The 13,942-nt window shown below is 48.0% G+C and carries 13 protein-coding genes and 1 other annotated feature; all 13 genes read left to right on the forward strand.

The annotated features are described in order from the left end of the window. The first annotated feature begins 3 nt into the window (after positions 1–3). The 13 genes from rlmB (at position 4) to rpoC (ending at position 13,889) form a co-directional block, all read left to right on the forward strand. On the forward strand, positions 4–768 hold the full coding sequence (gene rlmB / locus P402_RS0100065; RefSeq protein ID WP_026826906.1) for a 23S rRNA (guanosine(2251)-2'-O)-methyltransferase RlmB: 765 nt from the start codon (positions 4–6) through the stop codon (positions 766–768). Continuing rightward, on the forward strand, positions 765–1,295 hold the full coding sequence (locus P402_RS0100070) for an NYN domain-containing protein (RefSeq protein WP_026826907.1): 531 nt from the start codon (positions 765–767) through the stop codon (positions 1,293–1,295). Before rlmB ends, P402_RS0100070 begins: the two co-directional genes overlap by 4 nt. Positions 1,296–1,483: 188 nt before the next feature. After that, a complete protein-coding gene (gene sigH / locus P402_RS0100075) occupies positions 1,484–2,125 on the forward strand; it encodes an RNA polymerase sporulation sigma factor SigH (protein WP_026826908.1) in 642 nt (213 codons plus the stop codon). Between the two features lie 157 nt (positions 2,126–2,282). Beyond that, positions 2,283–2,429 (forward strand): 50S ribosomal protein L33, encoded by a 147-nt coding sequence (rpmG, locus tag P402_RS0100080; protein ID WP_012368993.1) that lies wholly within the window; start codon positions 2,283–2,285, stop codon positions 2,427–2,429. A gap of 44 nt (positions 2,430–2,473) precedes the next feature. Then, positions 2,474–2,644 carry a preprotein translocase subunit SecE gene (gene secE / locus P402_RS0100085; RefSeq protein WP_014969138.1) on the forward strand — a complete coding sequence of 57 codons (171 nt, stop codon included), beginning with the start codon at positions 2,474–2,476 and terminating at the stop codon, positions 2,642–2,644. A 19-nt stretch (positions 2,645–2,663) separates the two neighbouring features. Then, positions 2,664–3,215, forward strand: a complete 552-nt coding sequence (gene nusG, locus P402_RS0100090; protein WP_026826909.1) for a transcription termination/antitermination protein NusG — start codon at positions 2,664–2,666, stop codon at positions 3,213–3,215. Between the two features lie 149 nt (positions 3,216–3,364). Next, positions 3,365–3,790, forward strand: a complete 426-nt coding sequence (gene rplK / locus P402_RS0100095) for a 50S ribosomal protein L11 (RefSeq protein WP_012368996.1) — start codon at positions 3,365–3,367, stop codon at positions 3,788–3,790. A 116-nt stretch (positions 3,791–3,906) separates the two neighbouring features. Continuing rightward, positions 3,907–4,593: a 50S ribosomal protein L1 gene (rplA, locus tag P402_RS0100100; RefSeq protein WP_034769418.1), complete on the forward strand. Its 687-nt coding sequence runs from the start codon at positions 3,907–3,909 to the stop codon at positions 4,591–4,593. 54 nt (positions 4,594–4,647) lie between these two features. After that, positions 4,648–4,802 (forward strand) — a sequence feature (ribosomal protein L10 leader region). A 50-nt stretch (positions 4,803–4,852) separates the two neighbouring features. Next, a complete protein-coding gene (gene rplJ / locus P402_RS0100105; RefSeq protein ID WP_012368998.1) occupies positions 4,853–5,359 on the forward strand; it encodes a 50S ribosomal protein L10 in 507 nt (168 codons plus the stop codon). A 76-nt stretch (positions 5,360–5,435) separates the two neighbouring features. Then, complete coding sequence (rplL, locus tag P402_RS0100110) at positions 5,436–5,801, forward strand: 50S ribosomal protein L7/L12 (RefSeq protein ID WP_012368999.1); 366 nt, start codon at positions 5,436–5,438, stop codon at positions 5,799–5,801. An 83-nt stretch (positions 5,802–5,884) separates the two neighbouring features. Beyond that, positions 5,885–6,481, forward strand: coding sequence for a class I SAM-dependent methyltransferase (locus P402_RS0100120; RefSeq protein WP_026826912.1), 597 nt, complete (start codon positions 5,885–5,887; stop codon positions 6,479–6,481). A gap of 230 nt (positions 6,482–6,711) precedes the next feature. Beyond that, positions 6,712–10,269 (forward strand): DNA-directed RNA polymerase subunit beta, encoded by a 3,558-nt coding sequence (gene rpoB / locus P402_RS0100125; RefSeq protein ID WP_026826913.1) that lies wholly within the window; start codon positions 6,712–6,714, stop codon positions 10,267–10,269. A gap of 20 nt (positions 10,270–10,289) precedes the next feature. Further along, entirely contained in the window at positions 10,290–13,889 is a 3,600-nt protein-coding gene (gene rpoC / locus P402_RS0100130) for a DNA-directed RNA polymerase subunit beta' (RefSeq protein ID WP_026826914.1), read from the forward strand. Positions 13,890–13,942: the final 53 nt, after the last annotated feature.

A 13,942-nucleotide genomic window follows, 5' to 3' on the forward strand; every position in this document is an offset into this window, starting at 1 on the left:
ATCGTGATCGAGCCGCTTGAGGAAGGACAGGATTTCTTATACGGACGGAATCCCGTTCTCGAAGCCTTACGGACAGGGCGTGAGATGAACAAGCTCTTTATCCAGGAAGGGCAGCAGAAAGGACCGCTTGCCGTCATTCATGCGATGGCAAAAGAAGCAGGTGTCCAAACGCAAATCGTTCCGCGCTCGAAATTACACGGTCTGACGGGAAGTGACAATCACCAGGGTGTCGTGGCTGCCGTCGCGGCATACGAGTATGCGGAACTCGACGATATTTTTGCACTGGCAGAAAAGAAGGACGAGACACCGTTGATGATTTTACTCGATGAACTTGAAGACCCGCATAATCTCGGATCGATTCTCCGGACGGCAGATGCCGTCGGTGCCCACGGGATCATCATTCCGAAACGCCGGTCGGTCGGATTGACACAGGTCGTCGCGAAAGCTTCGACCGGTGCAATCGAACATATCCCGGTCGTTCGTGTGACGAACCTGACACGGACGATGGAAGACTTAAAGAAAAAAGGGATCTGGTTCGTTGGAACGGATGCCCGCGAGAGCGACGACTACCGGACGCTCGACGGAACGATGCCGCTTGGAATCGTCATCGGCAGCGAAGGAAAAGGTATGAGCCGGCTCGTCCGCGAAAAATGTGATTTCCTTGTCCATCTCCCGATGGCAGGACATGTCACGTCACTCAACGCATCAGTTGCCGCCTCGTTGTTGTTATATGAGGTCTACCGGACAAGAAAGCCGTATTCGCGATGAAATACGACCGTCTGATCGTTGATGGCTACAATATCATTGGCGCATGGCCGGAGTTTCGGACATTGCGGGAGCAGGATTTTGAATTAGCACGGGAACGATTGGTCGATGCGATGGCCGAGTACCAAGCCGTGACAGGAATCAGTGTGACGATTGTCTTTGATGCCTATCTCCAACCGGGAAGAGAATCCCGGATTAAGAAAAGCGGCATCGAAGTCATTTATACACGGGAAAACGAAACGGCGGATGAATGGATTGAGAAAACGGCGGCGGACTGGTTACAGGATATCCGGGTCAAGCTGACGGTTGCGACAAACGATTTCACCGAACAGTGGGTCATCTTTACACTCGGTGCCCTCCGCGTCTCGGCGCAGGAATTACGCCGGGACTGGAAAGCGGCAGTCGCCGTCATCCGCGGTCAGACGATTACGTCGAAGACCAGTAAAAAACCACGTTCGACAATCGATCTGCCGACTGACGTCATTGAACGCCTCGAAGAAATCCGGCGTCGTAAAAATTCAGATTCATGAAAAAAGGAAAAGCGGGTTCACGATTCAATCGTGGAATCCGCTTTTTTTGACCTTCAGGTGTCGACTCGTCACAAGATCAACAGCGTAAAAAAAGAGGTCATGCCAATTTTCATTGTCGCAGGACAGGAAATTATTGTATAATTAGAAACAATCGATTAGTTTGTTAGAGAAGCTTGGAGGGATGACGGATGAGTTTGGTTTCGTTCGACCAGTTTGAGTGCATGACCGATGAGGCGCTTGTGGAACAAGCGAAGGTGTTTGACAACAGTGATGCGCTCGAATTTCTGATCGAGCGGTATCGCAACTTCGTGCGCGCAAAAGCACGGTCTTACTTCTTAATCGGAGCGGACCGGGAAGATATCATCCAGGAAGGGATGATCGGTCTGTATAAGGCAGTCCGGGATTACCGGACGGATAAGCTGGCTTCCTTCAAAGGATTTGCTGAGCTCTGTATTACCCGACAAATGATTACGGCGATCAAAACTGCGACACGTCAAAAACATATTCCGCTTAATTCATACATTTCGCTCGATAAACCGATTTACGATGATGAATCGGAACGGACGTTACTCGATATCATCACATCGACTGCTCCGTCAGATCCACAAATCTTGATCGTCAACCGGGAAGAGTATGCGGATATTGAAAATAAGATGGATGAAATCCTCAGTGATCTGGAACGAAAGGTGCTGGCACTATATCTCGACGGAAGAACCTATCAGGAAATTTCGGATGATCTCGATCGTCATGTCAAGTCAATCGATAACGCCCTTCAACGTGTGAAGAAAAAGCTGGAACGGTATCTAGAAGCACGAAAACTGACCGTCTGATCGAGAGGTGGATTGACCCCGGTATCCGGGTGTGCTACTGTATAAATAGCGCCTTACTAGCGAGACGCCGCTCATAGGCGTTTTTTTTTACGCTCTTTTTTGGAGAGAGGATTCTCTTCTTGAAGAGAAGGAGTGGCAAAGAAGGAGGTCGTTTGAGATGGCGAAGAAAGTAGGCCTTGCTTGTGATATTTGCGGTGCCCGCGACTACACGACGATGAAAAAAGAGGATGTCAGCATCCGCTTGGAACTGAAGAAGTTCTGTCGCCGCTGTAACGCGCATACGATTCATAAAGAAGCGAAATAAGGCTTCATCTATCCCCATTTACTACATCCTGGAGGGAAAGTACGATGAAATTTTTGCGTGACGTATGGAATGAACTGAAAAAGACGAGCTGGCCGAAACGAAAAGAACTGACGAAGTATACACTGACTGTAATCGGTATGGTCATTTTTATGGGTGTCTTCATCTTCGGTATCGATTCAGGGCTCAGCGCATTCATGAGTTGGTTGATTAAGTAAAAAGAAGAGGTGACGTACCATGGATAAGCAGTGGTTTGTTGTCCAAACGTACTCTGGATTCGAAAATAACGTCAAGGCAAATCTTGAACGTCGGATTGAATCCATGAACATGGACGAGAAAATCTTCCGTGTACTCGTTCCAATCGAAACGGTACAGGAAGAAGTAACAAACAAAAAAGGTGAAACGAAAATCAAAGAACGTGAAATCAAGATCTTCCCGGGGTATGTCCTCGTGGAAATGGTCATGACGGATGATTCTTGGTATGTCGTCCGTAACACACCGAACGTCACGGGATTCCTCGGTTCGGTCGGCGGCGGTTCAAAACCGACACCACTTCTTCCTGAAGAAGCAGAAAACATCCTTGGATCAATGGGACTTGTCGACATGAAGAGTCGTTATGACTTTACAATGGGACAAATCGTACGGATCAAAGAAGGTGTCTTTGCGAACCTGGAAGGTACGATCGAAGAACTTGAAACAGAAACAGAAAAAATGAAGGTTTCTGTCGATATGTTCGGTCGTGAAACGAAAGTAGAGCTTGATTTCTCACAAGTTGAGAAAATAGATTAAGTTTCCTATTGCGAAACTTTTATTTTAATGGTACAATTTTTCCTGTTTGATGTTGTGCTTATTTCGGTAAATTACTCGTCGAATAGAATGAGTGGGAGGACGCGCAACGTCCAATTAAACCACATTAAAGAATTAAGGAGGTGTGTCTCGTGGCGAAGAAGGTTATGAAACTAGTTAAACTTCAAATTCCTGCGGGCAAAGCAAACCCAGCTCCACCAGTTGGACCGGCACTCGGTCAAGCAGGTGTGAACATCATGGGCTTCTGTAAAGAGTTCAACGCTCGTACACAAGACCAAGCCGGCTTGATTATTCCTGTAGTCATCACGGTTTTTGAAGATCGTTCATTTACGTTTATTACTAAAACTCCACCAGCAGCAGTTCTCTTGAAGAAAGCAGCTGGAATCGAGAGCGGTTCAGGCGAGCCTAACCGTAAGAAAGTAGCGACTGTCAAACGTGACAAAGTTCGCGAAATCGCTGAAACGAAAATGCCAGACCTCAACGCAGCATCTGTTGAAACAGCGATGTTGATGGTTGAAGGTACTGCACGTTCTATGGGTATCGTAATCGAAGACTGAGTCTTTTGATTGCAATGAACAACGATGAGGGTCGCAGGCGGATAGTTACTTGAAGCCTTGCTACCCTTTCATTATGTGGGAGGATTTTCCGCACAACCACAAAGGAGGAACCTAAAATGGGTAAGAAGTATAAAGAAGCTGCTAAACTTATCGATCGTACGGTTTCATACGAACTCGCTGAAGCTGTAGATCTTACTAAAAAGTCTGCAACTGCGAAATTCGATGAAACAATCGAACTTGCTGTTCGCCTCGGAGTCGATCCGAAGAAAGCAGATCAACAAATCCGTGGAGCAGTCGTATTGCCACACGGTACTGGTAAAACACAAAAAGTTCTCGTCTTTGCTAAAGGTGAGAAATTAAAAGAAGCGGAAGCTGCTGGAGCAGACTTCGCTGGTGATTCTGAGTACATCACTAAAATCCAACAAGGATGGTTCGACTTCGATGTTATCGTTGCGACACCTGACATGATGGGTGAAGTTGGTAAACTCGGCCGTGTTCTCGGACCTAAAGGCCTCATGCCTAACCCGAAAACAGGAACAGTTACATTTGACGTCACGAAAGCAATCAACGATATCAAAGCTGGTAAAGTTGAGTACCGTGTCGACAAATCTGGTAACATCCACGTTCCAGTCGGTAAAAAATCATTTGATGACGCTAAATTGGTTGAGAACATCAACACAGTCATCGAAACTCTCGTTAAAGTTAAGCCTGCTACTGCTAAAGGTATCTACCTTAAGAACATCGCGATCGCTTCAACAATGGGTCCTGGTGTAAAAGTATCTTCAGCTGACTTTGCGAAATAATTTCGTCTAAAACGAACTTGACAACGTTCTAAGAACGCTGTTACAGTATAAAACGTTGATATATTCGACATACCGTAGACAGAAGGTGCTCATCGATTGAGCATAAACCCTTCCGAGGTGTTCTTGCTCAGAGAGCCTGTTTGTTCAGGTATCCTTTTTGACGATTACGCCTCCTCTGCTTCGCAGACGGAGGCTTTTTATTTGAAATCGAGCAGCCCCTCGCGCCGGTACATTCCATTTACCAGGAGGTGCAACAGAAATGGCAAACGAAAAAGTTATCGCTGTCAAAGCGGATCTCGTATCTGAGATCGCTGAGAAAATGCAAGCGAGCGCTGGAACAATCGTCGTCGACTACCGTGGTCTCACAGTAGACGAAGTAACAGAACTTCGTAAACAACTCCGCGAAGCGGGTGTTGAATTCAAAGTTTACAAAAACGGTCTCCTCCGCCGTGCTGCAGTTCAAAGCAATCTTGAGGGTCTTGATGAAGTCTTTACAGGTCCTACTGCGATCGCCTTCAGCAATGAAGACGTTATCGCTCCAGCTAAGATCTTAAACAACTTCTCGAAAGACCACAAAGCTCTTGAGCTTAAAGGTGGTATCATCGAAGGCAAAGTCACTTCAGTAGAAGATGTCAAAGCCCTTGCGGAACTTCCATCACGCGAAGGTCTCCTTTCGATGCTTCTCAGCGTGCTTCAAGCGCCAATCCGTGGTCTTGCGGTGGCAACGAACGCAATTGCAGAGCAAAAAGAAGAACAATCTGCTTAATGTCCGCTTAGCGGGATAGGCAAACACACAATTTTTCACACCCCAACGCGGGTTAAATCAAAGGAGGAAAACCATAATGGCTTTCAACAAAGAGCAATTTATCGAAGACCTCAAGGGCATGACTGTTCTTGAACTTAACGAACTCGTAAAAACAATCGAAGAAGAATTCGGCGTATCAGCAGCAGCTCCAGTAGCAGCAGCAGGTGCAGGCGCAGCAGCAGCTGAAGAGCAAACTGAATTCGACGTAATCCTTACTAGCGCAGGTTCTGGTAAAATCAACGTAATCAAAGCAGTTCGCGAATTGACAGGCCTCGGTCTTAAAGAAGCGAAAGCACTCGTTGACGGAACTCCAGCTCCAGTTAAAGAAGGCGTTTCGAAAGAAGACGCTGACGCAATCAAAGCTAAGCTTGAAGAAGCTGGCGCAAGCGTAGAAGTTAAGTAATTTTCTTCTTCACGTAAAACAAAAGAAGCTCGCTTTGCGGGCTTCTTTTGTTTTCAACTTTAATATAGAGAGGGGAAGGAAACATGGCAGATCATTATTACACAAATGATCCCTCCTCGAAACGGGATCCAAAGTCGTGGGAATTCGTCTTACGTGGTGAAACGTTCCGCTTCACTTCGGATCATGGAGTGTTTTCAAAAGGCGGCGTTGATTTCGGTTCGCGTTTACTGATTGAAGCCTTCGTGGAGCCGGATGTACCAGGGGCAATCTTGGATGTCGGGTGCGGATATGGTCCGATGGGCATTTCGCTTGCGAAAACGACCGGACGAGAAGCAGTTTTAGTAGATGTAAACGAGCGGGCGCTTGAGCTTGCGGCTGACAATGCACGTGCGAATGGTGTTTCCGTGACGACCGGTGTAAGTGACGGATATGCTGGCGTGGCTGAACAGACGTTTGCAGCGATCGTGACGAATCCACCGATTCGGGCGGGAAAGAATGTCGTTCACCGGATTTTACGGGAAGCGTATGACCATTTGGAAGTTGGCGGTGCCTTATGGGTCGTCATTCAAAAGAAACAAGGTGGCCCATCAGCGAAGAAGTTGATGGAAGAAGTATTTGGTTCATGTGAGACGGTTACCCGCGATAAAGGGTATTCGATATTTAAATCAATTCGGTCTTGACAAATCGAGTGATTTGTCGTTGACCTTGTCTAATGTCTATGATAGTATTATAAAATGCCATTGGAGTGATTTTTGGATAAGCAGTTTGAAGCAGCTGGCGTTCTCGACTACAGATGATTGAGTAGACAAGACGTCGCTTTTTTGCGCTTATCGGTCAAAAAATGGCTTCAATGTTCGATATTACACCCGTCCTTCTCAAGAAGAAGAACTGGGTCTGAGAGGTGAATCAGTTGACTGGTCAACTTGTTCAGTACGGTCGTCACCGTCAGAGAAGAAGCTATGCACGTATCAGCGAAGTTTTAGAACTTCCAAACCTAATTGAGATTCAAACGAATTCATACGAATGGTTCCTACGGGAAGGTCTTCGTGAGATGTTTCATGATATCTCGCCGATTTCCGACTTCACGGGAAATCTCGTATTAGAATTCATCGACTACTCGCTCGGAGAGCCGAAGTATTCGATTGATGAATCAAAAGAACGCGATGTGACCTATTCGGCACCACTACGCGTAAAAGTCCGTCTTCAAAACAAAGAGACGGGTGAATTGAAGGAACAAGAAGTCTTTATGGGTGACTTCCCGCTTATGACGGAGTCGGGAACATTCATTATTAATGGTGCGGAACGAGTTATCGTTTCTCAGCTTGTTCGTTCGCCAAGTGTGTATTACAACAATAAGTTAGATAAAAACGGTAAACGTGGATTTTCGGCAACGGTCATCCCGAACCGTGGAGCATGGCTCGAACTTGAGACAGATGCGAAAGATATCGTATACGTCCGAATCGACCGCACGCGTAAGATTCCAGTAACGGTTCTTTTACGTGCTCTTGGTTTCGGTACGGATCAGGAAATCATCGATCTCCTTGGAGATGATGAGTACCTCCGTAACTCCCTTGAAAAAGATAATACAGAAACAACGGAAAAAGCCCTCATCGAGATTTATGAGCGTCTACGTCCGGGAGAGCCACCGACTGTCGAAAATGCGAAAGCACTTCTCGTGTCACGGTTCTTTGACCCGAAACGTTATGATTTGGCAAACGTTGGTCGTTATAAAATCAATAAGAAGCTTCATCTGAAGAATCGTCTGTTCGGGCAGAAACTCGCGGAAACGCTTGTGGATCCGGAAACAGGGGAAGTAATCGCAGAAGAAGGAACGGTTCTTGACCGTCGTATGCTCGATAAAGTCTTGCCATTCCTTGAAGGATCTGTCGGTTACATCGAAGCGACGCCAACTGGCGGCGTAACGCAAGGCGAAGCCTTCAACTTACAATCGATCAAGGTGTTCGCACCGGACGATGCTGAAGGTGAACGCATCATCAATATCATCGGTAACGGTAACATCGATCGTGACATCAAGCACATCACGCCTGCTGACATGATTGCTGCCATCAACTATTTCTTCAACTTGTTGCATGAAGTAGGAACGACAGACGATATCGACCACCTCGGTAACCGTCGTCTCCGTTCAGTCGGTGAATTGCTCCAAAACCAGTTCCGGATCGGGCTTTCTCGTATGGAACGTGTCGTCAAGGAGCGGATGTCGATTCAAGACCAGAATGCGATCACGCCACAGGCATTGATCAACATTCGTCCTGTTATCGCATCGATTAAAGAGTTCTTCGGTAGCTCGCAGTTATCACAGTTCATGGACCAAACGAATCCGCTTGCTGAGTTGACGCACAAACGTCGTCTATCTGCACTTGGACCCGGTGGTCTCACACGTGAGCGCGCTGGTTTTGAAGTCCGAGATGTTCACTACTCGCATTATTCCCGTATGTGTCCGATTGAAACGCCTGAGGGTCCGAACATCGGGCTGATCAACTCACTGTCTTCGTTCGCGAAAGTCAATGAGTATGGTTTCATCGAAGCACCATACCGTCGTGTCGATCCGGAAACGGGTGTCGTCACGAATGAAATTCACTACATGACGGCCGACGAAGAGGATCTCTACGTCGTCGCACAGGCAAACATGTTGTTGACGGAAGAGAAGACGTTCCAAGATACACACGTCTTGTCACGTTTCCGCGGACAAAACTTATCTGTCGAACCACCTCGTGTCGATTACATGGACGTTTCACCGAAACAGGTTGTTTCGGCAGCGACGGCATGTATCCCGTTCCTAGAGAACGATGACTCGAACCGTGCCCTCATGGGAGCGAACATGCAACGTCAGGCCGTACCTCTTCTTGATCCGGAATCACCGATTGTCGGTACTGGGATGGAGTACGTGTCTGCAAAAGACTCAGGTGCTGCTGTTGTTGCAAAACATTCAGGTATCGCTGAGCGTGTAACGGCACGTGAAATCCTTGTCCGTCGTACGACGGAAGTCGATGGCAACATCGTTCAAGGTGAACTTGACCGTTACAAGATCCAAAAATTCATTCGTTCTAACCAAGGAACGTGCTATAACCAAAAACCAATCATCAAAGTAGGAGATCCTGTCGATAAAGGCGAGATTCTTGCAGATGGTCCATCGATGGACGGTGGGGAACTTGCGCTTGGTCGTAACGTACTCGTCGGTTTCATGACATGGGATGGTTACAACTACGAGGATGCTGTCATCATGAGCGAACGTCTCGTGAAAGACGACGTCTACACATCGATTCACATTGAAGAATATGAGTGTGAATCACGTGATACAAAACTCGGACCGGAAGAGATCACTCGTGACATTCCAAACGTCGGCGACGACGCCCTGAAAAACCTCGACGACCGCGGAATCATCCGTGTCGGTGCTGAAGTTAAAGACGGGGATATCTTAGTCGGTAAAGTTACACCTAAGGGCGTAACGGAATTGACAGCTGAAGAACGTCTGCTTCATGCAATCTTCGGTGAAAAAGCACGTGAAGTTCGTGATACGTCACTTCGTGTTCCACACGGCGGCGACGGAATCATCCTTGACGTGAAAATCTTCGATCGTGATAACGGCGACGAACTGTCACCTGGTGTCAACCAGTTGATCCGTGCGTACATCGTTCAGAAGCGTAAGATTCACGAAGGAGATAAAATGGCGGGACGTCACGGTAACAAAGGTGTTATCTCACGTATCCTGCCAGAAGAAGACATGCCGTACATGCCAGACGGCACACCAATCGACATCATGTTGAATCCACTTGGTGTACCATCACGGATGAACATCGGGCAGTTGCTCGAGCTTCACCTTGGTATGGCTGCACGCCAACTCGGAATCAAAGTTGCATCGCCGGTATTCGATGGTGCACGTGAGGAAGATGTTTGGGCAACGATTGAAGAGGCCGGTATGGACCGCGACGCTAAGACGATCCTGTATGATGGACGTTCTGGTGAAGCCTTCGATAACCGCATCTCGGTTGGTGTCATGTATATGATCAAACTCGCCCACATGGTCGATGATAAACTTCACGCACGTTCGACGGGTCCTTACTCGCTCGTTACGCAGCAGCCGCTCGGTGGTAAAGCCCAGTTCGGTGGACAGCGTTTCGGTGAGATGGAAGTATGGGCACTGGAAGCATACGGTGCCGCTTATACGCTCCAAGAGATCCTGACAATCAAGTCCGATGATACAATCGGTCGTGTTAAAGCATATGAAGCGATCGTTAAAGGCGAAAATGTACCACAACCGGGCGTGCCGGAATCGTTCCGAGTCCTCATTAAAGAGCTTCAATCCCTTGGTATGGATGTTAAGATGATGTCTGCCGAAGATGAAGAGATCGAAATGAAAGACGACGACGACGACAACATCCCGAACGCGACTCCAGCACTAGAAGAAGTTCAAGCGCCTGTCGCACCAGTTGTTACTGAAGAGGAATAAGCGAAAGGGAGGTCCACCCCTTGGTAGATGTTAATAGATTTGAATATATGAAAATCGGCCTCGCTTCCCCTGAAAAGATCCGTTCGTGGTCTTTCGGGGAAGTGAAGAAGCCGGAAACGATCAACTATCGTACGCTCAAGCCAGAGAAAGACGGCTTGTTCTGTGAACGGATTTTTGGTCCAACAAAAGACTGGGAATGTTACTGCGGGAAATACAAGCGAATCCGTTATAAAGGAATCATTTGTGACCGTTGTGGCGTTGAAGTAACCAAGTCGAAAGTCCGTCGTGAACGCATGGGTCATATTGAACTTGCAGCACCGGTTTCGCACATCTGGTACTTTAAAGGAATCCCAAGTCGTATGGGTCTCGTCCTTGATATGTCACCACGTGCACTCGAAGAGATCATTTACTTCGCGTCGTACGTCGTCACAGATCCAGGCGAATCGACACTCGAGAAAAAACAACTTCTTTCAGAAAAAGAGTACCGCGCATATCGCGAGAAATTCGGTAGTTCGTTTACCGCTGAAATGGGTGCGGAAGCAGTTCGCAAATTGCTCCGTGACGTTGAACTCGAAAAAGAAGTAGCTGGCTTACGTGAAGATCTTCGAATGATTCAAGGACAACGTCGTACACGTGCGATCAAACGTCTTGAAGTCCTCGATGCTTTCCGCAACTCAGGCAACAATCCGGAGTGGATGGTTCTTGAAGTACTTCCTGTCATCCCGCCGGAACTCCGTCCGATGGTCCAGCTTGATGGTGGACGTTTCGCGACATCTGACTTAAACGACTTATACCGTCGTGTCATCAACCGTAACAACCGTCTCAAGCGTCTTCTTGACCTTGGCGCTCCGAACATCATCGTTCAGAATGAAAAACGGATGTTGCAAGAAGCGGTCGATGCCTTGATCGATAACGGTCGTCGTGGTCGTCCGGTTACTGGACCGGGTAACCGTCCATTAAAATCTCTTTCACACATGCTGAAAGGGAAACAAGGACGTTTCCGTCAAAACTTACTCGGTAAACGAGTCGACTATTCTGGTCGTTCGGTTATCGTCGTTGGTCCAAACCTGAAGATGTATCAATGTGGTCTTCCGAAAGAAATGGCCCTTGAACTCTTCAAACCGTTTGTCATGAAAGAGCTCGTCTCACGTGGCATCGCACCAAACATCAAGAGTGCAAAACGGAAAATCGAACGTGTTCAACCTGAAATTTGGGATGTGTTAGAAGAAGTCATCCGTGAGCACCCGGTTCTCTTGAACCGTGCCCCGACTCTTCACCGTCTCGGTATCCAGGCGTTCGAACCGACACTCGTCGAAGGTCGCGCGATTCGCCTTCACCCACTCGTATGTACGGCATACAATGCCGATTTCGATGGTGACCAAATGGCGGTTCACGTACCACTTTCAGCAGAAGCACAAGCAGAAGCCCGTCTTCTCATGCTCGCTGCACAAAACATCTTGAACCCGAAAGACGGTAAGCCTGTTGTTACACCATCGCAGGATATGGTCCTCGGTAACTACTACCTGACGCTTGAGCGTGAAAACGCAATCGGCGAAGGGAAAACTTTCTCGACGGTGAACGAAGCGTTGATTGCCTACCAAAATGGGTATGTCCACTTCCACACACGTGTTGCGATTCCAGCCGGCGTTCTGAAGAACCCGACATTCACTGAAGCGCAAAACGAGAAATTATTGGTTACGACGGTCGGTAAGTTGATCTTCAACGAGATCCTCCCAACGACGTTCCCATACTTGAATGAACCATCGATGAACAATCTGCAGGAAGCAACGCCTGATCAGTACTTCCTTGAAAAAGGAACGGATATCGTGGCTGAAATCAAGAGCCGTCCGATCATCGAACCATTCAAAAAAGGATTCCTCGGAAATGTCATCGCAGAAGTCTTCAAGCGTTTTGAAACGACTGAGACGAGCCGCATGCTTGACCGAATGAAAAACCTTGGTTTCAAACACTCGACACGTGCGGGTATTACGGTTGGTATCGCGGATATCATCGTACTTCCGGATAAACAGGAAATCCTGGTCGAAGCACAAGATAATGTTGACCGCGTTATGAAATCGTATCGCCGTGGTCTCATCACAGAAGAAGAGCGCTATGAGCGTGTCGTTAAATCGTGGAATGACGCGAAGGATGAAATTCAGTCTCGTCTGATGAAATCCCTCAACCGTTTGAACCCGATCTTCATGATGAGTGACTCTGGTGCCCGTGGTAACGCGTCAAACTTTACGCAGCTTGCAGGGATGCGTGGACTCATGGCCGCTCCAAGTGGACGGATCATCGAGCTCCCGATCAAATCTTCGTTCCGTGAGGGTCTGACGGTTCAGGAATACTTCATCTCGACGCACGGTGCACGTAAAGGTCTTGCCGATACAGCCTTGAAGACTGCCGATTCAGGTTACCTGACTCGTCGTCTCGTTGACGTCGCGCAAGATGTTATCATTCGCGAAGATGATTGTGGAACGGATCGTGGTATCCGTGTTACAGCACTCCGCGAAGGAACGGAAGAAATCGAAAACCTCTACGACCGACTCGTTGGCCGTACGGCGTTCGAAAAAGTCGTTCACCCGGAAACAGGAGCAGTCCTTGTTTCAACAAACGAACTTATCGACGAAGATATCGCGCGTGCTATCACGGACGCAGGCATCGACAACGTTGAGATTCGTACAGCCTTCACTTGTAACACAAGTCATGGTGTCTGTAAGAAATGTTATGGACGTAACCTTGCGACTGGTAATGACGTCGAGGTCGGCGAAGCAGTCGGAATCATCGCGGCACAATCAATCGGTGAGCCAGGAACGCAGCTTACAATGCGTACCTTCCACACAGGTGGGGTTGCCGGAGACGATATCACACAAGGTCTCCCGCGTATCCAGGAGTTGTTCGAGGCCCGTAACCCGAAAGGTCAAGCGGTCATCTCGGAAATCGACGGACAAGTCATCGACTTTACGGAGTCGCGTGATAAGCGTGAGTTGACGATTCAAGGTCTGAGCGAAACACGGACATACACGATTCCTTTCGGATCACGTCTTCGTGTTCAACTCGGTGAAGAAGTCATTGCCGGACAAGTGTTCACAGAGGGTTCAATCGACCCGAAAGAACTCTTGAACGTCAAAGGTGTATCAGGCGTACAGAACTATCTTCTTCAAGAAGTTCAAAAAGTATACCGGATGCAAGGGGTTGAGATTGGTGACAAGCACGTCGAGGTCATGGTACGTCAGATGATCCGTCGCGTCCGCGTCATCGAGTCTGGTGAGACATCACTCTTACCAGGTTCGCTAGTCGATATCAGCACATTCAAAGAAGCATGTAAAGAAGCGCTCCGTGCCGGTAAAGCACTCGCTTCGGCTAAACCAGTTCTCCTCGGTATCACAAAAGCGTCGCTTGAGACGGATTCGTTCCTATCAGCTGCTTCGTTCCAGGAAACTACTCGTGTCCTTACGGATGCGGCGATTAAAGGGAAGAGCGACTACCTTCGCGGCTTGAAAGAGAACGTTATTATCGGTAAACTTGTTCCAGCTGGTACAGGAATGACACGTTACCGCCAAATCGGTCTCGAGATCGCAGGCGAAGCACCTGTAGAAGCAGATTCTCCTGTAGAATAAAACGCCTTGACACGCCGGTATGGCGGTGCTACTATGATATAGTGTTGCCAACC

This window comes from Exiguobacterium sibiricum 7-3, from assembly GCF_000620865.1.
Lineage (GTDB): Bacteria > Bacillota > Bacilli > Exiguobacteriales > Exiguobacteriaceae > Exiguobacterium_A > Exiguobacterium_A sibiricum_A.